Raw genomic sequence first — 24,447 nt, 5'->3', positions numbered from 1 at the left:
CCAGCTCCGATTAACTGTTGGTTTTAACCGAGCTCCGTTCAATCAGTTCGATCTTGAGCTTGTAGAAATCGTTGACCTCATCTCCGTTCAACCTTTGGAACAGCAGATGTCCGGCCAGCGAACCGGATTCGTACATCGGTTGACGGATGGTCGTCAGCCTTGGCTGAAGGTATTCGGCTAACTGGATATCGTCAAATCCAATGACCGAAAGATCATCCGGCACGGAAACTCCGGCTTCCTCCAATGCCTTCATTCCCCCGACTGCCATTTCGTCATTGGCATAAAACACCGCCGAAGGCAGCTCACCCTGCACCAGCATCATCTTCGTCGCTTTATAACCGCCCTCACGGACAAAGTTGCCGCTCAGCTTCCACTTCGTTTTTTCATTTAGTCCCGCCTCACGCATGGCACGCAAATACCCCTGATAACGCAGTGCATTGTCATAAGAGTTCGCAGGTCCGCTAATATAAGCAATAGAATGATGCCCTTTTTCAATCAGATAACGGGTCGCACTATAACCACCCTGTTCGCTGTCTACCACTACATTAATAAGGCCTTCACCAGAAATGAGCCGATCCATCACGACGATTGGAAAACGCGCACCCGCAGCTGCATGAAGAAGATCTACTGTAATATTATGAGCCAGCACAATAGCGCCATCTACTCTTTTTTCGAGTAAATAACGCACAGCCGTGGAATCTTTTCCACCCATCGAGCTGCAGGCAATCAGGTCATAGGAGTTGGATAACGCAACATCCTGAATGCTGCGGATGAGCTCCGAATAATAAGGACCGGACAAATCCATTAATATGAGTGCAATCGTATTGGTCCGGCTCCGCTTCAAATCCATGGCAAAGCCGTTTTTTTGATAATTCAGCTGTCTTGCTGCTGCCAGAACTTTTTCTCTCGTTTTTGCGCTAACCTTGCTGTCCCCGCTCATCGCATACGAAGCTGTGGACAGTGCTACCCCCGCCAGCTTTGCTACATCCTTGATTGTTGCCATCCATTTCAACCCTTCCTGAGCCCTGCATTTTTTCTCTCTATACTATTTTATGCCAGAGATCGTATATCCTTCTATGATATGCTTCTGGAAGAAGATAAATATGATAATAATTGGAATGACCATAAATGCCGCACCGGCCATCTGCAGTCCAAACGCTGTACCATATTGGCCTTTCAGCAAGGATAATCCTACTGAGAGTGTATACAGTTTCTCGTCATTGGCGATAATCAGCGGCCACAGGAAGCTGTTCCAGGCCCCGATAAACGTCAAAATCCCTTGCACCGCAAACACCGGCTTCACGATCGGCACCATCAGCTGGAAAAAGATCCGCAGTTCGCCCGCTCCATCCAGCCTTGCCGCTTCCAGCAGATCCATCGGAATGGTAGTCATAAACTGGCGGAACAAGAATATCGCAAACGCCCCTACCAAGCCGGGCAGAACGATACCCGCCATCGTATTTACGAGATGCATTTGATTAATAATCAGATACGTCGGGATCATGGTTACTTGTGATGGAATCATCATCGTACCCAGGATAATAAAGAAGAACTTGTTTTTGCCCGGAAAATCAAATTTCGCAAAAGCATAACCGGCCATCGCATTCAAAAACAGTCCGGCAAAAGAACATAACACGATAATCAGTGTATTTTTCAAATAAATTAAAAAATCCATCTTCACGAACAAATCCCGGTAGTTGTTAAACGTTGGGTGCGCCGGGAAAAGCGACGGTGGAATTACCGTAAATTCATTCTCTGGTTTAAAGGATGAACCGATCATCCAAATAAACGGCACCATCATCAGAAGTCCTCCGACAACGAGCAGGGTAATCATAATTCCTTTTTCCATCTTCTTCATCTTCAGTGCCATGCTAGTTCCCTCCTTCTTAAGCCTGCAGCATCACGCTGAAGCTTAGTATTCCACTTCTTTCTTTTTGACCGCGAATTGGATAAGTGTCGCAATAATAATGATGATGAACAGTATGAATGAACCCGAAGCCGCATAACCGAATTTGCTCAGCTGGAACCCGTTATTGTAAATAAAGAGCGCCATTGACATCGTTGCATTCAGCGGTCCACCTTTTGTCATCACGAGCGGCTCTTCGAAGAACTGAATCCAGCCGATCAGGGTCGTAATGGTCACAAAGAAAGTAGCGAATCCAAGCAAAGGCACAGTGATATAGCGCAGCTTCTTCCAGCCGGTTGCACCGTCGATTTCCGCAGCTTCATAATATGAACGCGGAATTCCCTGAAGGGCCGCCAGGAAGATGATCATATTGAGACCAATTGATTTCCAGAATGCCAGCAGGATAAGTGAAAATTTCGCCAGCACAGGATCTTGAAGCCATTGCTGCGCAGGCAGGTCAAACCAGGAAAGAACATAGTTAAACAAACCGTACGTCCCGTTGTACAAATAACCCCATACTACGGCTACGGCCACAATGTTGGTAATGGAAGGCATATAATATATTACCCGGAAGCTTTTAAACAGCCAGCCTGTTCCGTAATTCAGCAGCAATGCAACCCCCATGGAAGCAATAACCACACAGGGAACCCCGACCACAACATAAATAAGTGTGTTGTACATCGACTTTAAGAAAATAGGATCTTTGAAAATATTAAAATAGTTATCAAAACCAATTGCACTAATATTCGAATAATCCGCAAGCCCCACCAAATCCATATCCGTAAAACTGATGACCAGTGCGATAATTATCGGGATAATCGAAAAAAGGGTCAGCAGGATTACCGCAGGCGCGATAAACATATATGGATACTTATGCTTGTTCCACTGCTTGACAAATGAACTCACAACATCACACCCCTTCGCATTCTTTTACTTCTTCCGTGTGGAAGGATATACAGGCATAATGCCGGAACCTCTGTAAAAAAGAGATCCCGGCAGTCAGCCTGACACAATACATCAATAATTATTTATTGCCCAGCAATTCATTCGCTTTGTCGTTCAACTTGTCCAGCTCGGTTTGTGTATCCGCTCCGCCCATGGTAATCTGCTCGAAAGCAGCCATTGCAGCCTTAGCGATTTCTTCATATTCTCTGACCGTTGGAGCCGGACGGGAATTTTCAAGCTGTTTACCGAAAGCAGCAATCATTGGATCCTGAAGCGCTTTGTTTTCCCAAGCTGCTTTGAGTGCCGGCATGGAGTTAGAGGTTTCGAAATATTTCAGCTGTGCATCCTGTTCGGCCATGAAAGCAATGAATTTTGCGGCTTCATCAGGATTTTTGCTGTGACTGAAGATGGAAAGATCGGCACCACCAATGGAAGAAGTATTGGTTACTTTAGCAGGCAATGTCGTTACAGCCCATTTTCCGTCAATTTCAGGGTTTTTCTCTTTTACGGTCTGGATCATCCAAGGACCGCTGATGAACATAGCCATTGTTCCGTCTTTGAATGCTGCTACAGTATCAAGGTCAGTGCCTTTAGGCGACAATCCTTCATCGTAGAAGCTTTTCAGAAAATTAACAGTTTCCACATAGGCCGGTTGATTGAACTGCGGCTTACGGTTGCTATCAATAATTTCGCTGCCGTTCTGCCAAGCAAAAATTACAGGGTAGATAGAGTCTTTACCTTCAATCGGCAAGGCATAATGTCCGGCTCCGCCTTTTTTCACCAGCTTCTTGCTTGCATCCTTCAGCTCGTCCCAAGTTTTTGGACCTTCAGGGTATCCAACATCACCAAGCATATCGGTGCGGTAGAACAGCGCACGTGTCTCAACATAGAATGGGATACCAACCGTCTGGTCTTGATATTTGGTCGTTTCAACGGCTCCGTCAAAGAAGTTCTCCGGTTTCATGCTTGGATACTTTTCGATGTATGGAGTCATATCTTTCAAAGCTCCGGCAGCGGCGAATTCAGGAATCCATGTGGTACCCATCTGAATAACGTCCGGGCCGTTTTTGGAAGCGACTGCGGTCAGCAGTTTATCATGTGCGGTATCCCATGGGATCGCTTGCACATCCACTTTGATGCCAGGATTTTTTTCTTCATACATTTTAGCAATAGGGTCTACGGTATCAGATGTACCCATGAACCATACTTTAAGCGTCTTGTTGTCTCCCGATGCTGCATTGTTGGAATTGTTGCCGCAACCCGCCGCAACTAATGAGAAACTCATCAACATTGCCATCATCGTAACTCCAGTTTTTTTCTTCATTTCTCTTTCACCCCTGTTTTAGTATGTGCAAAACTTAAAAAACTATGATAAAAGCCCTTACATCGAAACGTTTCGATTATTATCGAAAAAAAATTCAAATATTATCAATCTTTTTCTTATTCCCCGAGGTAGTTACAGGTAATATTAACCAAAAAAATGTAGGATGAACCGAATTTTCAGACATTTTTCGAATTGAATGAGCATTTCAGAGAACATATTGCTAATTCATTCGATGGTTGATTCGAATCGTTTCGATAGCCCTATTATAAATCCATGTGTTAGCGATTTCAAGTGGCTTATTAAAAAAAACAGCTTTTCACAGCCAACTCAAGGACGCAGTGTTAATATCTGGATTTATCTCAGCTTTTAAAAAGTAAATAATGGAATCCGCTGTATAAATCTTTACAAAAAAGGACGCGCTGTACAAAACTCAGCGCGTCCTAATTGTATTGCTGTTCGGCGAAAATATAGTATTAAACTGGAGTCGTTGATTTAACGGGGTTTTTGAATTGAAGATTACTCAGCTTTTGAAAAATAAGTTTTAGACAAATTTCATCAACTTTTCTTGAGGAATCTTCTTTCTTATACGCAGGACTATATCTTGGCCAGTTATAAAATGCTTATTGCGAAGTTACTGAGCGGAAATCTCGAACTTCGTGCCGGCATCACCGGCGAAAACTATGGATCCTCCCAAGGGCAGTACGACCGGATCCTTGCCTCCGATGACACTGAAATAGATGCATGTTCCCTTGGCATCATAAACAGCGAAGGAAGCGTTCTGGGACATGCTCACCTTAACGATCTTGCCCCCATCTTTGTCGCTTATCGTATACCACCTGGCGTATCCGCTGGGCGGAATCGTAACGATTGACTTCTTAGCGAAGTTAAGGGGCTTCACGGCATCCTCGCTCACTAAGATGATTCCACCCATATTCAGGTACTCAACGCCGTCTTGGGTAAAGAAAGTAAGACCTGAGAGATCCCGCCCGCTCATTCCCGGAATTTGCAATTCGGAGACGGCCGTGTTCGGGCCGGTTATTCGCTTATCCAACACGTATCCCGGCAATTGTTTCGACAAATTCAATTGAGTGTGTGTTACTGGCGACACCAAATAAGCGAGCGACGTATACTTCTGATTCAGCAGATAGTACCTCTTGCCGTCGCGCTGAATCCATGCCGCTGTTGTCTCTGCCGGAAGATCTTGGGGCTGGAGCTTCTCGGCGCTGTACTCTGACACAGCAGTCTGCCCAAGACCCGGCAACGAAACGTATTTACGAACCCATAGGTAGGTGCGGCCATTCTCCTTCGTCACGAAGCTGATCATTGTATTCCCGTTCGTACTCCGGAATGTACCGTCTGCCGAATACTCGTAGCTCTGGACTGGATTATCGGATGGCTGCTCCGAAGTAACGGACATGACGCCGCCTTCGGTAATCTCTATGTTCGTCGTTGTACTGGTTGCCCCATAGATTCCCGAATACTGCATCACGGACTCCGACATATCAGCCTTTACCGGCGTGCCGTATGATTTCTTAGGCTTGAATTCAGCAATTGTCCCTTTCTCCTTCAGCGCCTGAAGCAAGATTTCGTTCGCCAAAAGCTGATCGTACGTGCTGCTCCCTCCGGAAGTGACAACAGCTGCCGCCATGTCCTGCTCAGGAAGCACAACTAGCGATGAGTGATAGAGAGGCGTGTCACCGCCTTTGGTCAGTGCCTTCATCCCATATTCGCTGAAGGGATACAGATGGACGCTGTCCCAGCCGAGACCGTATTCTAAGGAGTTGTCCGCATCGTCAGGCCATAAAGGCGTCTTGTACTCCTCTTGCGCCATAGCCGTAGTCGATTTGCCGGACAATATTTCTTCCGCTTCTCCCGTAAAAATTTGCGAGAATCGAGCCAAATCTTCCGCCGTGGAATAGATACCTCCAGCTCCGATCATGTTGAGCGTCTCGCCCGGAAGTTGTCCTGTATAGGTAGGATAATAGAGCCCCGCCATCTTCGCTGTGTCCGGGGAATCGAGCGGCGTCACCGTATTGGCCATACCCAGAGGTTCCGTAATATATCGATGGATATAAGAGGTGAAGTCCATGCCACTGACTCGTTCGACCAGTATCTCGGCCAGCGTAAATCCGTCATTGCAGTAAACCGAATAAGCGCCCGGGTCTGCCTTTAAGGTCTGACCAGCCAGTTGCTTCAGCAGTGTGTCGTGGGCGTAGGTATCTTTATCTTCGAATAAATAGGCGTTCGTAAACGTCGACCCGTTCAGCCCGGAAGAATGATTCAGAAGCATGCGCGGCGTAATCTGTTTATAGCGTTCATCCTTCATCCTAAACTCGGGAATATAATGGACGACCGGCGTATCGAGATCGATTTTCCCTTGGTCAACCAACTGCATGACGGCAACCGTGGTAAACATTTTACTCGTCGAGCCGATTCCGTACATCGTATCTGTCGTGAGCGGCTTCTGTCCCTGCTCGTCATTCTTGCCGAACTGGCCGGATACGACGATGTTGCCATGATCGATAAGGGTGTATTGCACGCTGTTCGTATCGTAAGCTGCCGTGAGGAGTTCGGCTTTCTCCTTGGCAGCTTTCATGGTTAAATCGTAGGTGAGCCCAGCTTCGTTAGAAGGCGAGTCCACTTCCGCCGTTGACACAGTTATCGGAGCAGCACTTGACTCAATCACCTCAGATGTATTTAGTGCCCCTGCTGTGTTCTGCATCTCAGCTACTGGTGTGTTGTCGCTGCAGGCGGTTAACAGCAAAAGCAGACACAAAAATAGCACAGCTACAGTTATCCATCGACTTTTCATCATCTAAACTCCCATTTCCGAATTTTAGGTATTGCCAGTCTAATACATTATTTTCTCTGAACAATTGCAGCAGACTTGAAATGACCTGACTGCTCTTCTATTCAATTTATTAATCCGTTGAAATTCGGTTAGCATTAACCGATTCCCGGCAGATCAATTCAGGGACTAGTTTCAATGTTCTGCCAGCTCCGCCGTTCATCACTTCAAGCAGCATTTCAGCAGCGAGTGTCCCCATGCGTTCGTACTGATGCCGCACTGTAGTCAGCGGCGGGTTATTATATGCGGTAAAAAATGCTCCATCATAGCCCATTACCGAGATATCCTGAGGCACGGAGATGCCTTTGCGGGCAAGCTCCATAATCGCACCCATTGCCATTAAGTCATTTGCGCAGCAAACCGCCGTCAGCTCAGGTGCCCTTGCCAGCAGTTTCAGAACTGCCACCGCTCCGCTCTCCCCGCCAAAATCTCCATATTCCAGTTGGGCAGAATCATGGAGAGTCCCTGTTTTGGATAAAAATATCTCGCTGAAGCCCTTGTAGCGTTCCTCGCATATGCTTACATCCGGGGGGCCAGTAATATAGCCGATTCTTCGATGTCCTTGCCCAATCAAATAGGCGGCTGCCATTTTCCCGCCTTCCCGGTCGTCAGAAGCAACCAGCGAGCAGCGTGGTCCTACAGCCGAGCCAAGATTTACAGCGGGAACCTGTAGCTTTACCGCTTCCTTGATGAGCGGGTGATTCTTGGCAAAGGGTGGCATGAATACACAGCCTTCCAGATTTCTCATCCGCACCCATTCGGTTAAGCTGTTGGGCTTATACTCCGTAAAGGGCACTGAGAAAATTAGAATCTCCTTCTGGTAGAGCCGTAAAGCCTTTCTTAAGGTGGCAAAAATATCGTCGAACTCACGAATCGACTCCTTTTCCATCTCCGGCATGAATACACCAACCAGGTTGCTTTTACGGGTGACCAGTTGCTTGGCACCCAAATTGGGGACGTATCCAAGGGACTGGGCCGCTTCTTGTACGCGGGCTATGGTTTTCGGATGTACACCGTAACTGCCGTTCAACGCTCTGGATACGGTACTGACCGATAAGCCCAGCTTTTCCGCAATATGCTGTATCGTCACTTCCAAGCTGATCTCATCCTTTTGCGGCTTCCGCCAAAATTTTACCCGCCTCCACCTTCAAGAGCGTATCCACATGATAGTCCTTTCCGGTTTCCTGCTCAAGCTTGCGCAGAGCTTCGCGCTGAGTGTTGGTTGCGGGTTGATGCTCTATGAGCGCGGCCAGATTGTCATGAGCGATTTTCCGCGCAAGGACAGGATCCTCCATCAGCTCAAGCATTTGGTACATCGCGGCTATCGCCTGTTCTTCACCCGCTATTCCATACCCGGAGTCTGTGCTCAGCATAAAGCGGTCGGGGAACTTTTTCATGACAGGAATGAATTGTTCCGGCGCACCTCCCCCAGCTGGATTATAAATAGAGAACCCGGCAAAAAAGTCAGCATATAAATTGGGGTGTGCGGAAAGCAATCGCTCAATCTCTTCCGGTGTATTGTAGGCATTTATATGCGCAAAAATCATCATCGTGTCCGGATGCTCTTCCAGTGCCTGCTCCAGCTTCTCAACCGGCATACCGCTAGGCGGATCAATGTGCAGCAGCACCGGCACCTTGTATTCTGCGGCCAAATCATAGATTTGCGGAAGATAGCCATCGAGAGGATGATTGGCCTTCCAGGCCACCCGGGATACAACCGGTGACATCGTGGAGGCAGCAGCGATTTCGCCAATGCCCATATATCCCTGCTCCAGATTATTCCTCACTACCGTCAGGCTCTCTTCGCGATGCAGGTCAAATCCGCAGAAATACGGAATAATAGTCTCCGGATGCTCCTGATAAGCCTTCCATGCAAACATATCAGAAATAACGGCACTCGGTTCAGACACATCACCAAACAGTACTACTTGCTGCACCCCATGATCTTTCCAAGTCTTTAGCATAAGAATATACTTCATTAGACTGGCATCATGATTATGGGCGTCGATAAGACCCAGGTCCTTATACTTGGCAACTAAATCTGTCAGCGGATTGTCTGCCTGATCGGGAGCAATGCTGGCTTCTGCAGCGGCAGGTTCCGCTGTATTGGGCATAGTGGACTGTATTGTCTGTTCCAACACAGGGTCTGCTATATCCTTGGCTTGCTCATTCCACAGATACAAACCAGCCAGTGCTCCGAGTACAATAATAGTGCTGAGCAGCCACACCACATTTCTGCGCATCATGATCAGATACCTCCTTATTTTCGGAAACGTTCCCGATTTTTACGATAATTATAATTGTATATCTATAATAAGTAAATGTCGTTTTCGGGAACGTTTCCGACATAGTTGTCAAACCAGCCGCCGGCGGTTCTTTTGTAAACCACCGTGGCCGTCTGTATCCTACACTTGTTTTCCATAGGCCTTGCCTTCTTTTATCTTCTGTACTTCATACCTATTTACCGTTGTGCTGATGATAAAAGCCGGCTTCTCTTGGCCCCTGCTGTTGCGGTGGCCCTGGATATGCGCATCACTTTTCTCCCAATTCTTCCACGCTTCCTCTGATTCCCAGCGGATCAGGAGCAAGACCTCCTCAGTATCCTTGCTCTTCTTGTTCAGCATAATGCTGATATCAATGAGCCCTTCCATTTCCTCCAGCGCCCCAGGTGCACTGAACTTTTCAATCACTTTATCGCTGTTCCCCTTCTCAATGACGATGGATCTGGTCTGAATAAACATCAATGATTCCTCCTGTGTTGCCATAAGCGCCTTTAGCTCTGCTGCTTTTGCTTGGCATATTCTCTTGTTTCAACTCACTGTTTTATTTTAATTGATAATCGTTATCATTTCCAGTCGGATAGAAAAACAGTCTTTCTCTATTGAATAGGTGCATACTTCTTTTTTAACTGAACTCTCTCTTGTACGAGTTTTCGGGCAAATATATACTCGTTATAAATTACAACCATACTTTACTGGAGAAAGTTGGCCTGTTATGAATGTTCAGATTAAACTTGCGGACACAAACGAAGCTCATATAATCAAAAATCTCTATCCTTTATACTTACATGATTTATCCGATCACTATGGACTTACGGATGGCCCCGCCCTTAACAGGCACGGCATCTTCGAAGACAGCCAGGAAATCGAACTTTGGCTGATCAATACGAGGTGCAGAATGTTTGGTGGGAGAAACCGGGATGCCTGTATCCTTTTTTAATCAAAGTGGGTGCTGTACCTGCCGGATTTGCATTCATCGCTACCCCGCCTTATTGCGTCAAAGGTGTAAACTACTTCGTAAACCGGAAAAGAACATCACCGGACAGAAGTTCTGGAGAAAGACCGTATCGGGCTATGCAAATGGCGAGTATGAAGAGAAGCTTGAAACGACTGTAGACGGACCTAAGATGGTGTTTAGATTTAATAATGGAGACAGACAGGAGCTATAGAGAATGGAAATTATAAGCGAGCGAATACAGCTAAGGGATTTTACCGGCAGCGACCGTACTTTTTTCGGGGAATTGGAGGGCCATGAACTAACCACCCGTTTCGAGAACCACAGACCGGATGCCGCACAAATTCAAAAGGATTTTGAAGCAGCTTTATCACATGCAAAGTGCAAACCCCGTGAACATTTCAATTTGATCATTTGCAGAACTGCAGATAACATACCCTTAGGTGGCGTCAGCCTTAAGCTGAACTGGTCGGAAATCAGGGAATGGGAAATCGGCTGGGCGCTGCATCCGGATTATTGGCGGCAGGGTTATGCTGCGGAAGCGGTTAGGCTGATGACCGGCTATGCCTTTGAATCTCTTCAAGCCCATCGAATCGTAGCGTATGCCAACGCCGATAACATCCGCTCTGAGAACCTGATGATCCGGGTGGGCATGATCAAGGATGGCGTACTCCGGGAGACAAGATATTGCAATCAAACCTGGTGTGATGAGCTGGTCTATTCGATGCTTGAAAGAGACTGGGTCCAGCTTAATCAATAGGGCAGCAGCACTCCCTACAAGTATTCAATGATACCTCTCACGACTATGCTGACCCTGTTTCTTACTATATAGATTGAACTTAAAAACTTGAGAAAAGGGAAAGGAGCAACGGAGGGGAATTTTGGAACTGGAGGAACGGTAGTGTCCGCCTGAAAGCTTTCCGAAGGAAAGCTAGCATCGAAAGCATAAGCAGTCTTCGGATTTCGACCGCTATAGCGGTTAAAATCAAGAAATTTGAAGACAACAGCGGCCGAAAGTCCAAATATTCACTGTAGTTGCGACTGATCCTGAAATCTAAAACCACAAGTTCAATCTATATAGTTTCAGTGTGTACAAGGCAAAGGTTATTGATTAACTACAGGAATCTTAAGCTTGATCTCCGATAGGCCCTCTTCCTCTGATCCAGTCTTAATTAACAGCTCCATAGACCTTGGGTTATCCAAAAGATTGCTGCTGAGCAGATAACTAAAACCCTCATCCGTCCCGCCTCCGGAGTACGAGAGAAGCTGATCTACACCCTTTTTCGTTTCAGAGGCAATTTCTGTTCCCTTGATTGCGACAAACAATTTGTCTCTTATTTGCCATTGATCGCGTTCGTTCTCCTTCATCGCCAAATTTACCCGGGTCATTAAGGGGGAGAATTCAACCTGGGTCAGCGTTAACTCGTGCCCTTCCAGTGTAAAAGTCTTGTCCGGATATACGGTTTGGGTTGGATGCTCCTTAAACTTGGAAGCTAAAGTAAAACTGATCTTAAGACTGGGAGAATATTGTACATCTTCATAAGCAATTTCCGAATTGGGGTCCTCCATCATACCAGGGTCTACCAAAGCAATTTTAAAATCCGCTTCCAGCTGTTCAGGGAATGGCTTGCTCCGGTCGAGGTCGAACGTGCTCCGCCCGATGAATTTACTGTAACTCTTCACACCCGGTCCCCTAAAATGGCTGGCCACTCGCATCGTATCTTTCAAATAACTGTTTGTTGCCTTGTCTTCAAGCTTTGCACTATTAATACTGTGAATCTCCTGAGCGTTATCTGTGGTAGCCGTATATAGAATAATAAGCTTATTCTCATCCGCAGTAACGGCGTTCAAGGTCACCGTAAAGCCTTCGCTGCTCACCGATTTGTTGATCCTCTGAATATATCCGTTTCTAAGTGCGGAATAGACCGTTTCGTCGTCGACGTCAAATGACGAAAGATCTTTGAAATCCTCCAGCCCTGTCCAGTCGATTCTTTGCAACGGCCGGGCCGTTTGCGGCTCTGACTCGAGATAAGGAAGGACAAACAGCAGAATGGCGACCACAGCAGCTGCGGCAAATCCCATGAATGTGCTTTTGGTGAATAAAGCCATCTTGCTTTTTCGCTTACCCCTCTCAAGCCCCTGTTGAACCGCAAACCTTATCGCGCTGCTCTGCTGCTCCAATTCCACTTCTACCTGCTGGTGCATCTGAACCGCGTTTGACAGCAATTCCTCTTCTTCCTTGTTACTGATCATTCCAGTCACCCCGATTCCTGATAATCGTCCTAAGCTGCTTAAGCCCTTTATGCTGCCAGGTTTTGATTGTCCCTTCCGGCTTGTTGAGCAATTCCGCAATCTCTGTCAACGTCATGTCATTATAGTATTTAAGCAGCAGCACATGACGGTACTTGGGTTTCACCTGTTCAAGCGCCCAGAGCATTTCCATCCTGCTGGTATTATGCATTGTAACGGGCTCCTGCATCTGTTCGTCCGCTGTCGGAACACTGCGCTTGCGTCTTCTCTGCTCATCTATGCAGACATATATCAGAATCCGGATGATCCAAGATTTAAATGCCTTGGGATCTTTCAGCGTTTTCCGCTTGACCCAGGCCCGGCAGGTCATTTCCTGTACCGCTTCCAGCGCATCGTTCCGGTTGCCCAAATAACTGTAAGCGATACGATACAGCTGCTCGCTATGCTCCATCACAGTGTCATAGAACGCAGATTCTTCCAGCGACACTGTGCTGCTAACCCTCTTCATCTCTACCCCAGACATCGTCATCTTTCCTCCTCCTCCCCCTTACCTTACATAGTTAAGACGGGGAGAGCACGCAAACAGTTTTCTTAAATTGTAATTTATCCTTTTCTTCACTCCGCAAAGTGAAAATTGACAAAAAAAAGCCGTAACCCCAGCCTTTCAGCGGGACTACGACTTTAAGATAAATGTATGTTACAACACCCAGTTTCCTTTGCGGAACACGGGTTCAATGGTACCATCCGCCAATTCGCCGTCGATATCAAGCTCAGCTGAGCCGACCATGAAATCAACATGCGTCAAACTTACGTTGGCGCCTTTCGCCAGCAATTCTTCGCTGCTTAGTCCAACGCCGCCTTCAATATTGACAGGATAGGCACTGCCCAGCGCAAAATGGCAGGAAGCATTCTCATCGATGCCTGTATTATAGAATACCCGGCTCATCCGGGAGATTGGCGAGTCGTGCTGCACCAGGGCCACTTCGCCCAGGTAGGAAGCACCTTCATCCGTTTCCAGAAGTGAAGTCAGATGCTCACGCCCGGACTCGGCATCGTATGCGGTAACCTTGCCGTTTGTAAAAGTAACGGTGATGCCATCCACTAGACGCCCGTTCAAATTCAGCGGAAGGGTACTAGCCACGGTGCCGTTGACGCCTGTGCGATGCGGCATCGTATAGATTTCTTCCGTAGGCATGTTCGCTACGAAGTATACGCCGCTGCCGTTCTCCCCGCCGCCGCCGCGCCACAAATGGCCTTCAGGCAGTTCCACATGCAGGTCCGTGCCGGGGGCGCGGTAATGCAGGCTTTTGTAGCGCTTGGCATTCATCCGGTCCTGGCTTTGCTTCAACTGGGCAATATGCTCCCGCCAGGCTGCAACAGGATCCTCACTGCCTACGCGGTTCATCTGGAACACTGCTTCCCACATCGCTTCCACTCGTTTTTCTGCTGGAAGATCGGCAAATACCTTATCCGCCCATGCACGTGTCGGCGCTTTGATGAGGGACCAGCTGATTTTATTGTTCCGGGTATAGTTCTGATATTTCTTCCGCGCAACTGCAGCAGCCTTGACGGCTGTTGACACCTTCGAGGAATCAATGCCGCGGAAAAGCTCCGGATCGGGTACTTTAATATGTAAGATAGCTCCACCCTCTTCGGCAAAACCCTCCAGCATATCTGCATGCCATTGCGGGTAATAACCAAAAGAGTCTTCGGGAGCCTTTTCGTAACGGATGCGCGTAACCGCCTCATCATCCCAGTCAACCATGACGTATTTAGCACCGGCCTCATAGGCTTTGCCAACGATCAGGCGCGTAAGCTCGGCTGTCTCCAAGGGAGAATGGATCATCAGCACTTGTCCAGGCTGTACATTTACTCCGACCTTCACTACGAGGTCCGCATATTTCTCCAGCATCACTTCAAAATCCTTCATGGCTTCTTTTCCTCCATATCTAAGATTGCTGTAGTTCTACAAATCCAAACGAACTGCTCTTGTTATTTTAACGCAAAATGATCCTCGTTGCGATTCTTTATGATTTGACCTCTACTGTTGCCCATTCCCCACCAGTTTACCAGAGTAAGTACCGGATTCGTCAGACTGTATCCTAATAAGCGCCCTGCCAATTTCAGTATGATTGCTGTAGGCAGTAAGAGTCAGTTCACTCTCCCTATTCTTGCTGGGTAATGGCGACCAATAAATCGTATCTCCGGATGCAATGGCCGTCTCTGTTCCGAGCTCATGCACCACATAATCCGGCGGAGTCCAGCGAAGAAAACTGCCCTCTGTTGTCTGCAGCCTGATTTCATCCGCGCCGTCAGCCGTGATCTGTATCGGAAATCCCGGCGACCTGCTGTTAGTCACACGATAGTCCCCGATGGGGAACTTAATTTCCGGCTGTACCTCTTGTGGCTCACCGTTTGCCGCGTACACCGTTACCGCGAAGATGTCTGACAGGAAAGGGCGTTGACCCGGCTGGCGCTGGCCGTTACTCTGGATCAGAAACAAACTAAGCAGTGAAAGAAGAACCAGCGCTGCGGCGATGATGGATATGGCAGGTTGTAGTCTATAACGGCGGGTTAGTGCAGGCTTACCTGTATCCGATTCGGCTTTTTGCTGAACGGCTTTCTTCACTATCTCTTCTGCAAGCTCTGTTGAAGCCGTAATCTTCCTCATCCCATTTACATATTTATTCATCCTCCATCCCTCCCATTACGGCTTTCAGCCGCTCTCTTGCACGTTTCAGCTGCGTGCGGACTGTACCTTCTTTATACTGCAGCATTGCGGCGATCTCTGCCGTGCTGTAATTTTCGAAATAATAGAGATGAATGACTATCCGGTATTTGACGGGAAGCTTCAGTACTGCCGATACCACTTCCCTCTCCTCCGCTACAGGTATGGGCAATTCCGGTCTTTCCAGAGCAGAAATGTACCTTTTCCATGGGCTTCGCAGCATGTCCTTACACCGGTTAATGGTGACTCTGATCATCCATGCGCGTTCATGATCCTGATCTGCAAACTCAGGATGATGCTGAAACAGTCTGATAAAAACATCCTGGCAAATATCCTGCGCATCAGCCATATTCCTGACATAGGCTAAGGCCAGCCGCAGTACCATGTCCGAATGTTTCCGGACCATTTCAGTTATGTATTTCTCAGTGCAGGGCAATTGTTTCTCCAATCCGTCTCCCCCCTTCACTGATAACACGCCGGAACCAGCGAATATGTTTCACTGCTTCACAAAAAAAACGGCCCCGTGCAGGAGCCGCTGTCTGCTTCTCATAGATAGGGCAAAAGGTTCTATTACCCCGCGCAACATCAGTGTCTATTGTTTATCCACCTGCAACAAGGTCACGGTCTTCACAGCGTAAGTATGCTGAATCTTTTCTTCTGCGATGATATTCAGTTTGGTCAGACTGGCCACCTTTACCGGATCGGTCTTTGAGAGCAGACGCCAAACCTCCGGGTCAGACAATGTGTTGTACAGCTTTTCATCATCATATTCCTTGCGGTTCTGTGTGACAAGCTTAACCTTGTAGCTGCCAATCACTGCCTCCGTCTCCCCGCGTTCACTGCAGTAGGACAAAATGTCCTGCCGCAGCTCGGCCAATTCCTTCTCAAGCTCCTTTTGTTTTGTTTTGAGTTTATAATACTGCTGAACCTTCTTCTCCATCGTTGCTCACGCTCCTCTCCAAACATATGTATGCCGGATGAGGCCAATAAATAAGTTGAGCCCAATTCCAGAAACTTCTGTGATAAAATAGATTTTGCTGCAGTGATTCCGCCAGAAAGCAACGTCTAACCGCAAGGGTATGTTCAAGTACGGGTAAGCTCAGTAAACTAACAAAACGGCAGGTGAACCATGTTTCAATCGTATCTATTTCCGATCTCTTACGCCTTTATGACCTTTCCTGTAGCGGCGCTGTTCTTCACGCTGCCTTTTCTCATTGTTCAATACCGGAAGCATGGATATATCAACAAGATCAGGACAGTTGTTCTTTATTTGCTGCTGCTCTATCTGCTGAACGCCTTTTATCTCGTCATGCTGCCGATGCCGGCATCCCGGCATAACCTGCCCCCTTCGGGCAATACAATTCAGCATATCCCACTGCAATTTATTCAGGAGATTCTGAAAGAAGGCAATTTTTCCGTTCAGCAACCCTCAAGCTATTTGACATTGCTGCGCGAGCCTGCATTTCTTCAGACCATGTTCAACATCGTCTTGACGATTCCCTTCGGCTTGTTCCTGGGCTACTATTTCCGCACCCGGTGGGTGGTGTGCATTCTGCTGTCCTTCTCGCTCTCGTTGCTGTTCGAGGTCACCCAAATCACCGGCATCTACGGTATATTTGATTATCCTTACCGTATCTTTGATGTCGACGACCTGATCACAAATACGCTTGGCGGGATGTTCGGATTCAGAATTGCCTTGTGGATTTCAGGACTGCTCCCACGGATCGAACAGCTTGACAACCACGAGGATCTAGAGGCAAAAAGAGTCACCTACACCCGCCGCAGCATCGCTTTTATGCTGGATGCCTTCGTATGGCTGACTGGGCTCACCCTGCTGAATGCCTTGTCTGTATCAGGAGCATTCTGGATATCAACCAGTGTCTTCTGTCTCCTGGTGCCTTGTCTGGCGGGAGGAAGAACACTTGGCAAATGGATCGTGCGCATCCGCATAAGCACTCAAAGGGAACGGCTCCGGCTATGGATGCTGATCACCAGATACTTGCTGCTGTATGGGCTACTGATTGGAATGAACCGCCTAATTCTTGTTTCTTCTCAGCTCGACGGTCTGACTCCTGCCCTAGCCACAGTTGTTCGTATTGCTGTATTTCTGGGGGACATGGCATTTAGTATTCATCTGTTTATCGGAATCTTCAAGAAAAAACGAGTGTTATTCTATGAGAACATAAGCCAGACCTGCAACGTAATTACATGGCCGGAGAAGACGCAGGAAGCCGCTAAGGATGTTACAAATTCAGTTGTCAATTAAGAGAGTTTTTTCATGGATAGCATAAGAGGCCATGTTCCCCACTTACCGGGGACGCACGGCCTCTTTGCATTTTGAAAGTAATTTAAAAACTAAGAATCCAGTTCCTTAATCGTCAGCACCACCGGACAATGGTCGCTGCCGAGGACATTACATTCGATACCGGCCTCCACCAGCTGCGGAGCCATCCGTGATGAAGCCAGGAAATAATCAATCCGCCAGCCGACATTGCGCTCTCTGATCTTCGGCATATAGGACCACCAGCTATAGGCCCCTTCTGTGTCAGGGTAAAAATATCTAAAGGTATCCACAAAACCTGAGTCAAGCAATGTCGTCATTTTACCGCGCTCTTCATCGGTAAATCCTGAATTCCCCCGGTTGGATTTCGCATTTTTCAAATCAATATCCTGATGGGCGACGTTGAGGTCACCGCAGACTACAACCGGTTTATGCTGATCCAGCGCCAGCAGATAATTGCGGAACCGGTCCTCCCATTCCATTCTATATTCCAGACGGGTCAAATCCCGTTTGGCATTTGGAGTATATACATTTACGAGATAGAACCCCGCAAATTCCAAAGTAATAATCCGGCCTTCCGGCTCTGAATCATCCTCTATTCCATATCGTACGGAGAGCGGTTTGATTCTGGTAAAGACCGCCGTTCCCGAATACCCCTTCTTAAGGGCATAATTCCAATATTGCAAATATTCCTCACCCTGCTCCAGGACAATTTGCCCCTCCTGCAGCTTTGTTTCCTGCACACAGAAGATGTCTGCGCCGCTTTCATTAAAGAAATCGTTAAATCCTTTGTTCACACAAGCTCTCAGACCGTTTACATTCCAGGACACCAGCTTTATCATCGTCATTCTCCTTACATTTCACTAGAATTATCCCCAGTGTAACATATTATAAGCTGTTTAGAGTTGCTATGCGTGATACAATAACTGGGCTTGCTGCTTCCAATCTGCTAAAATACGCGGGGGTTCCTATAAGCGATGAATATACCAAAACTGGGACAGTCATTTTTCCTTGCGGCAATAAGCGAAATCCTTGTCTTTGCCTTGAGCTTCTGGTGGCTGCGCAAAGGCAAGGAGCTGATTATCATCGCTTTTGCGGGAGCCTTCTATTTCCTTCGTTTCTTTATTTCTGCCTGGGTTACCGATCCGCAGCTGCTCACTTACCTGCAGGTTCTGCAGTTATTCACATTTCCCGTCTTCTACTCGGCGGCTATCCAGTGCTTGTACAGCATTGTACCGGAGGAATGGCGGGCTACGGGCCAGACAGTGCTGGCGCTTCTGTTCTTTGGGGTGTCGGGCATCCTGGCCTCATATGCGGGAGGTGCCATTTATGACAGGTTTGGGGGCAAAACGTTCTTTTTATGCGTATCAGCAATGTCCTTTACCGGCATGATCTTTGGCCTTATTCTTTACCGGATTTATGGTAGACATAGCCGTAAGGGAGAACATGCAGCAAATCTATAAGACCGGAAGGCGTGTCTGCGCTAAGGAGAACCAATATAATCCGGAGAGTACAACGATTGGAATAACGGTCCGTTCGTGGAACATTCTAAATTGTGCTAATCTCTTAAGTCATTCGCTGCTGCATTAATAGAAAGAGAGAATATAATGTTCTATCATTGGAAAGCAGAGCTGCCTCTGATTTCTAATGTAATGCCAGAGTATCCCGCCCATGCTCTCTCATTTCACTCCCCCTGCTAACATCCCTGGACGTTCAACAGCCAGGGATGTTTTGCGCGCTAAAGGATAAACAGATTACATACAGCTTGTTCTTAGAACTCCCCTTCAGGCATAGGTCCCGTATATATGGATTGCGGACGAAAAATACGGTTGTTGGCGGCTTGCTCCAGAATATGCGAGGTCCAACCCACGATTCTGCCGGACGTAAACGTAGGGGTGAAGATCTCCGGGTCCAGTTCCAGTGCCTGCAGGATCGCGGCAGCATAGAACTCTACGTTAGTGAACAACCGGCGTCCCGGTTTGTATTCCTCAAGCAGGCGGATCGCCGTATGCTCGACATGAATCGCCACATCAAAGGAAGGATCCTTGCCGATCATTTCCTCGGTAGCAATCTTGAGCGCTTCGGCGCGGGGATCTTTGGTCTTGTAAATACGATGACCGAAGCCCATAATCTTTCCACCTTTATCCAGAACCTCACGGATCCATGGCTCAGCCCGCTCCTTCGTTCCAATATCCGCCAGCTTCGAGATAACTTCGGAGGGCGCTCCGCCATGCAGCGGACCTTTCATCGCCCCAATGGCACCACATACGGCTGCGCACATATCAGATTCTGTGGAGAGAACCACGCGTCCGGCAAAAGTCGAGGCATTCATTCCATGCTCCATGCAAAGAATCAAATACGCACTAAGTGCCTGCACATGGGCTTCCTGCGGAATTTGTCCATTCAGCATATACAAATAATTAGCGGCATGCCCAAGCTCTGGAAGCGGCTCCACAATAGACAGTCCTTTTAACCTGCGGTATCTGTAAGCAATAATCGTTGGCAATAGCGCAGTCAACCGCACGGCTTGCCGGAGCGTCGGCGGCCATGTTGCATTCCCCTGCTCCCCTAACGCAGCTACTGAGCTTTGCAGAACCAGCATCATCGGAACCGAAGCCGGGAGCAGATCAACAATTCTGCACAGATATTCCGGCATCGCTCTGGCCGCCGCCATTTCCAGCTTCAACATCTCCAGCTCCTCCGAACTTGGCAGATGGCCATTCCACAGCAAATAAGCTACTTCTTCGTAACTTCGGCTTATTGCAAGTTCTTTCGCCCAATATCCGCGGTAAACCAGATAACCTTTTTCTCCGTCTACCAAACCAATCTCTGTTTCTCCAGCCACTACACCTTCCAACCCGCTTACTGTTGCCATTGCACTTAACCCCTTTTCCGATCCAATAGGAATTGAACACTATATTAGGAGTATATGCTGTAAATCCCATATTGCATATTTATAGTTTTTTATGAATGCATAAAAATAATTTATCAGGTTAATGTATCGCGGACTGCCCGACAAGCTGCTTCAGCTTGGCTTCTGTATTTGAAGCTCCTGCGGGGGTATAGATGCTGCAGCGCAGATCCGTGCTTCCGTGAACCTGAAGTGAGGTTAGATGAAACAGCATCTTACCGGCTTTGGCATGGCGGAATTCGAGCACCACATCGGGAGCTGAGCTAACCTGGCTTTCCTCCCAAAGTGCTTGAAAAGCAGGATGTTTGCCCTTCATCTCCGCAATAAAATCATCATACCAGTGATCCTCAACATATTGCCCGTAGTACGCCCGGAATATAGCCAGATAACCCCTGACGAATTGTTCCCAGTTCACGGCAAGCCGCTGAAATTCCTTGCGTTCGAACAAGAGGCGGATCATGTTCCGTTCTTCTTGCGGCAATGAGGCAAAATCCAGAAAAACATGCGCCGCCGCTTCATTCCAGCCGACGATGCCGCAGCGCCGGTCCGAAATAAGGGTCGGGCAGGTGGTAAGCTCCTGCAGAATTTTCTGCAGTGGCGGGCTAATGACGGAAACCTCCACCTGCTCAAATGGCATATTTCCGGGACCATTCTCAAGGGCCAAAGCGAATAAATAGCTACGCTCATCCTTGGTCAGCTGCAGTGCCGAGGCAATGCAATCCAGCACAGAGGCCGATACTCTAATATCACGTCCCTGTTCCAGCCAGGTATACCATGTGCTGCTGACTCCGGCAAGCTGCGCTACCTCTTCTCTGCGGAGCCCGGGCGTTCGTCTGCGCGTCCCTTCCGGCAAGCCTGCGGCAGCGGGAGAGATCGCCGCCCGGCGTGATTTTAAGAAATCTGATAATGCCTGAAGCCTCGTCTGATTGGACAATGTCTGTTCCTGCCTTTCTGAAACCGTCCTATAAATAGTAGTAATTATACTAGTATAAACTACAACTTGTAATAGGATAAGTAAAGTGGAAAAATACTTGTATAACCCCTATATACAAGGATGGAGGAAGACATTTATGGAACGCGTTGTAATTACCGGGATGGGCTTGATCTCACCCCTTGGCAACACTGTAGAGCAATTCTGGAGCCGCCTGACTGCAGGCGAATCGGGAATTTCCGAAATAACTTCATTTGATACCTCACATTTCAAATCCAAAATTGCCGCTGAAGTGCGGGACTTCGATCCTGAGGGCAGATTCGGCCGCAAGGAAGCCCGCCGGATGGACCGGTTCACCCAATTCGCACTGGCTGCCGCCGAAGATGCGTGGGCGCATTCCGGTCTTCAGCGTGATCAGATTGACAAAGAACGGCTTGCTGTATATGTAGGTTCCGGGGTAGGCGGCATTCATACCTTGATGGAGCAAGGGGATGTACTGCGGACTCGTGGGCCGGAACGTGTCAGTCCCACCTTGATACCCATGCTGATCTCTAACATGGCAGCTGCGACGATCAGCATTAAGCTGGGAGCATTGGGTCCTACTCTCTCTCCGGTCACCGCCTGTTCAATCGGCAATACGGCGATCGGAGAAGCGTTCCGGTTAATCCGTTACGGCGGAGCTGATTGTGTAATTGCCGGAGGCTCCGAGGCCGCGGTCAGCGAGATTTCGCTGGCCAGCTTTGGAAACGCTACTTCCTTATCCACCTGCAACGATGAGCCCGAGAGAGCCAGCCGCCCGTTTGACGGCAAGCGTGACGGGTTCGTTATCGGCGAAGGCGGCGCGATTGTCATTCTGGAATCACTCTCCCACGCCTTGCGCAGAAATGCCGTGATTCATGGAGAAGTCATCGGTTATGGCGCCAGCTCTGATGCTTATCACATGGTAGCCACCCATCCGGAAGGCATCGGTGCTTATCAGGCGATGAAGCTTGCACTCCGCGAAGCGGGAATCAACCCGGAGGAAGTGGATGTTATCAGCGCCCATGCAACTAGCACCATTATCGGGGACCGCTCGGAAACATTGGCGATTAAGAAGCTTTTCGGGGAAGCGGCTTACCGCATTCCGGTTACCGCCAACAAATCGATGACCGGCCACACACTCGGAGCTGCCGGCGGGCTGGAAGCCATCGCTCTGATTCAAAGCCTGAGTAGCGGCATCATTCCGCCTACCATCAATCAGGAAATCCCTGATGAAGTATGCGACCTGGATTATGTGCCTAATATTGCCCGCAAAGGCGGGCTCAAAATTGGAATCTCCAATTCTTTTGGTTTTGGCGGCCATAATGCTGTTATCGCCCTAAGCAAGTACGAAAATGGATAACATAAGGATAATTTATAGCGTGAAGCATATAAATGTTTATATTTTTAAAAAAAGCTCCAGCTCACCGTTCTTCACAGTGGGCTGGAGCTTTTGGTCAAATACATAGTAATAGATTTATTTGCTCTCTGATGCTGGCGAGATATGACTTCCCCAGATAGCAATCCCCTCGGCAGAAAGTGCGCTGAACGTCATGACTTGGGCCTCAACAGCTTCATTCCATTCTCGCAGGAAGACACCACTGTACACAGTCCCATCTATTGTCAGCTCAGCGTTATGTTCTCCGCTTATCGTCCATGTTCCCGTTACCGCTCCTGATATCTTACCGTCGCTGCCCAGCTGAATCAGTTCCGACTGCACTGTATTTGCAGTAATGTCCTTGCCATGATTCACATATTTGTAATCTCCGGTGACTTCCGCTGCAGTATAAGTCCCGATCTTCTCACCGCTGTAACGATGAGGAGCGACAACCGGCCAGCCGTCCTTGTTCATGAACATCTGATGTACTCGAACTTCGTGTTCTTCTCCCCGGTTAGGGAAACGCGTATGGAAGATCAGATAATATTCCTCTTTCTTCGCATCATAATAAGCCGAATTATGTCCCGGCGACAAGTAGCCAACCTCGCTTACAGCATTCTCAGTTGAACTATTGATGAACTTAAAGTTGCCCATCAGCTTCACCCCGTAAGGCGAATAGGCCGGATCATCGAACAGCTTGCCGGCCGTGCCCTTGGCGTCAATCATCGCTTTGCCTTCGGAGTCTTCAAAGGGACCGTCAGGATTCTTGGAACGCGCTACGCGGATATTATAGCCGCCTTTGGTGTCCAGTCCCCCGTAGGAGAGAAACAGATAATAGTAATCGGTTTCAGGACTGTACAGCATATAAGGGCCTTCAATCCGGGCGTGATTTGCTCCCAGCAGTTTTTTGCCATAGCCTTGATCCGGTAACGGGAAGCCGGTAGCGGCATCCAGCTCCATAATAAAGATCCCGCCGGAATAAGATCCATACACCATCCACAGCTTGCCGTCTTTATCAAAAAACACATCAGGGTCAACCACATTCGGTTTGACGGTAGCATCATAAATTTCACCGTCATTGCCTACACCAGCCATGCCGGATTTCAGGATAATCCCCTGATCCTTATACGGTCCTTCAATCTTGTCGGCTACGGCAATACCCATTGCAGACAACGGAGAATCCCCACGGCAGGCGTTATAGTACATGTAAAACTTCCCGTCCGCCAGCTGAATCACATCCGGTGCCCACAGTGTGTCCGACTGGGCCCAACTCAGGGTCTGGCTCAATTCCTCGGTCACGTTGGGAATCAGCACGTTGCCGTCCGCTACGCCGGAGGAAATTTGTTTCCATGAGATCAGGTCCTTGGATTTGGCCGAAGCCAAATGGGAACCGAATACATAATATGTATTGTTCACCTTGATAACAGAAGGATCATGTACTGAAACATTATCGAACTTCGGCGTACCGCCGTCACCGCTGCAGCCTGCCAATAATGTTAACGAAATCAATGTGGTCAATGTGTATTTTTTCATTATCTTACCTCCTATGTATACCCTTACATTCTGCTGCGAAAATAACAATTAGTCAATACTTTTATTTACACATATTAGTTTCGTTTTAACTATATATAAAATATAAATTCTAGACCCACGCAAAAAAGCGCCAAGCCTTTCGAAGGCCTGACGCTAATCT

General features: G+C 48.0%; 22 protein-coding genes. 4 read left to right on the top strand and 18 right to left on the bottom strand.

Annotated elements, in window-relative coordinates; translation table 11 throughout:
- Positions 1-10 precede the first annotated feature (10 nt).
- The 8 genes from NSS79_RS14625 to NSS79_RS14590 all read right to left on the bottom strand — a co-directional run bounded on the left by NSS79_RS14625 (position 11) and on the right by NSS79_RS14590 (position 9,764).
- Positions 11-1,003 (bottom strand): LacI family DNA-binding transcriptional regulator, encoded by a 993-nt coding sequence (locus NSS79_RS14625; protein WP_342439880.1) that lies wholly within the window; start codon positions 1,001-1,003, stop codon positions 11-13.
- 42 nt (positions 1,004-1,045) lie between these two features.
- Positions 1,046-1,870, bottom strand: coding sequence for a carbohydrate ABC transporter permease (locus NSS79_RS14620; protein WP_038590959.1), 825 nt, complete (start codon positions 1,868-1,870; stop codon positions 1,046-1,048).
- Between the two features lie 42 nt (positions 1,871-1,912).
- A complete protein-coding gene (locus tag NSS79_RS14615; protein ID WP_342440375.1) occupies positions 1,913-2,767 on the bottom strand; it encodes a sugar ABC transporter permease in 855 nt (284 codons plus the stop codon).
- A 163-nt stretch (positions 2,768-2,930) separates the two neighbouring features.
- Entirely contained in the window at positions 2,931-4,175 is a 1,245-nt protein-coding gene (locus NSS79_RS14610) for a sugar ABC transporter substrate-binding protein (protein ID WP_342439879.1), read from the bottom strand.
- A 631-nt stretch (positions 4,176-4,806) separates the two neighbouring features.
- Positions 4,807-6,990, bottom strand: coding sequence for a serine hydrolase domain-containing protein (locus tag NSS79_RS14605; RefSeq protein ID WP_342439878.1), 2,184 nt, complete (start codon positions 6,988-6,990; stop codon positions 4,807-4,809).
- Positions 6,991-7,096: 106 nt separating this feature from the next.
- Positions 7,097-8,113: a LacI family DNA-binding transcriptional regulator gene (locus tag NSS79_RS14600; RefSeq protein ID WP_342440374.1), complete on the bottom strand. Its 1,017-nt coding sequence runs from the start codon at positions 8,111-8,113 to the stop codon at positions 7,097-7,099.
- 13 nt (positions 8,114-8,126) lie between these two features.
- Positions 8,127-9,269, bottom strand: a complete 1,143-nt coding sequence (locus NSS79_RS14595; RefSeq protein ID WP_342439877.1) for a metal-dependent hydrolase — start codon at positions 9,267-9,269, stop codon at positions 8,127-8,129.
- A 159-nt stretch (positions 9,270-9,428) separates the two neighbouring features.
- Entirely contained in the window at positions 9,429-9,764 is a 336-nt protein-coding gene (locus tag NSS79_RS14590; RefSeq protein ID WP_342439876.1) for an antibiotic biosynthesis monooxygenase, read from the bottom strand.
- Positions 9,765-10,474: 710 nt separating this feature from the next.
- Between NSS79_RS14590 and NSS79_RS14585 the strand changes: the two genes are divergently transcribed.
- Complete coding sequence (locus NSS79_RS14585) at positions 10,475-11,017, top strand: GNAT family protein (protein WP_342439875.1); 543 nt, start codon at positions 10,475-10,477, stop codon at positions 11,015-11,017.
- 344 nt (positions 11,018-11,361) lie between these two features.
- Here NSS79_RS14585 and NSS79_RS14580 read toward each other — a convergent pair whose 3' ends face one another.
- The 6 genes from NSS79_RS14580 to NSS79_RS14555 all read right to left on the bottom strand — a co-directional run bounded on the left by NSS79_RS14580 (position 11,362) and on the right by NSS79_RS14555 (position 16,175).
- A complete protein-coding gene (locus tag NSS79_RS14580) occupies positions 11,362-12,510 on the bottom strand; it encodes a DUF4179 domain-containing protein (protein WP_342439874.1) in 1,149 nt (382 codons plus the stop codon).
- Positions 12,500-13,036, bottom strand: a complete 537-nt coding sequence (locus NSS79_RS14575; RefSeq protein ID WP_342439873.1) for a sigma-70 family RNA polymerase sigma factor — start codon at positions 13,034-13,036, stop codon at positions 12,500-12,502. Before NSS79_RS14575 ends, NSS79_RS14580 begins: the two co-directional genes overlap by 11 nt.
- 168 nt (positions 13,037-13,204) lie before the next feature.
- The gene (locus NSS79_RS14570) at positions 13,205-14,437 is read right to left on the bottom strand and encodes an aminopeptidase (RefSeq protein WP_342439872.1); all 1,233 of its coding nucleotides are present in this window, start codon (positions 14,435-14,437) and stop codon (positions 13,205-13,207) included.
- Between the two features lie 111 nt (positions 14,438-14,548).
- Entirely contained in the window at positions 14,549-15,199 is a 651-nt protein-coding gene (locus NSS79_RS14565; RefSeq protein WP_342439871.1) for a hypothetical protein, read from the bottom strand.
- Positions 15,192-15,683, bottom strand: a complete 492-nt coding sequence (locus tag NSS79_RS14560) for a sigma-70 family RNA polymerase sigma factor (RefSeq protein ID WP_342439870.1) — start codon at positions 15,681-15,683, stop codon at positions 15,192-15,194. The genes NSS79_RS14565 and NSS79_RS14560 overlap by 8 nt, the downstream gene beginning before the upstream one ends.
- Positions 15,684-15,827: 144 nt before the next feature.
- Positions 15,828-16,175, bottom strand: coding sequence for a hypothetical protein (locus tag NSS79_RS14555; RefSeq protein ID WP_342439869.1), 348 nt, complete (start codon positions 16,173-16,175; stop codon positions 15,828-15,830).
- Between the two features lie 189 nt (positions 16,176-16,364).
- Here NSS79_RS14555 and NSS79_RS14550 point away from each other — a divergent pair, with 189 nt between their 5' ends.
- A complete protein-coding gene (locus tag NSS79_RS14550) occupies positions 16,365-17,501 on the top strand; it encodes a VanZ family protein (protein WP_342439868.1) in 1,137 nt (378 codons plus the stop codon).
- A gap of 89 nt (positions 17,502-17,590) precedes the next feature.
- Here NSS79_RS14550 and NSS79_RS14545 read toward each other — a convergent pair whose 3' ends face one another.
- On the bottom strand, positions 17,591-18,355 hold the full coding sequence (locus tag NSS79_RS14545) for an exodeoxyribonuclease III (protein WP_342440373.1): 765 nt from the start codon (positions 18,353-18,355) through the stop codon (positions 17,591-17,593).
- Positions 18,356-18,493: 138 nt separating this feature from the next.
- Between NSS79_RS14545 and NSS79_RS14540 the strand changes: the two genes are divergently transcribed.
- Complete coding sequence (locus tag NSS79_RS14540) at positions 18,494-18,979, top strand: MFS transporter (RefSeq protein ID WP_342439867.1); 486 nt, start codon at positions 18,494-18,496, stop codon at positions 18,977-18,979.
- 308 nt (positions 18,980-19,287) lie between these two features.
- Here the strand turns inward: NSS79_RS14540 and NSS79_RS14535 are convergent, their stop codons facing one another.
- Together NSS79_RS14535 and NSS79_RS14530 are read right to left on the bottom strand one after the other, a co-directional pair.
- Positions 19,288-20,391 (bottom strand): citrate synthase/methylcitrate synthase, encoded by a 1,104-nt coding sequence (locus NSS79_RS14535; RefSeq protein ID WP_342439866.1) that lies wholly within the window; start codon positions 20,389-20,391, stop codon positions 19,288-19,290.
- 118 nt (positions 20,392-20,509) lie between these two features.
- A complete protein-coding gene (locus tag NSS79_RS14530; protein ID WP_342439865.1) occupies positions 20,510-21,361 on the bottom strand; it encodes a helix-turn-helix transcriptional regulator in 852 nt (283 codons plus the stop codon).
- Between the two features lie 136 nt (positions 21,362-21,497).
- Between NSS79_RS14530 and fabF the strand changes: the two genes are divergently transcribed.
- Positions 21,498-22,739 (top strand): beta-ketoacyl-ACP synthase II, encoded by a 1,242-nt coding sequence (gene fabF, locus NSS79_RS14525; RefSeq protein WP_342439864.1) that lies wholly within the window; start codon positions 21,498-21,500, stop codon positions 22,737-22,739.
- Positions 22,740-22,853: 114 nt separating this feature from the next.
- On the opposite strand, the gene NSS79_RS14520 is transcribed toward fabF, so the two are convergent.
- Entirely contained in the window at positions 22,854-24,287 is a 1,434-nt protein-coding gene (locus tag NSS79_RS14520; protein ID WP_342439863.1) for a glycoside hydrolase family 43 protein, read from the bottom strand.
- Positions 24,288-24,447 lie beyond the last annotated feature (160 nt).

Source organism: Paenibacillus sp. FSL L8-0436 (genome assembly GCF_038593025.1).
Lineage (GTDB): Bacteria > Bacillota > Bacilli > Paenibacillales > Paenibacillaceae > Paenibacillus_AQ.
The sequence above is the reverse complement of the archived record's forward strand: the minus strand, read 5'-3'. Positions and strand labels throughout refer to the sequence as shown.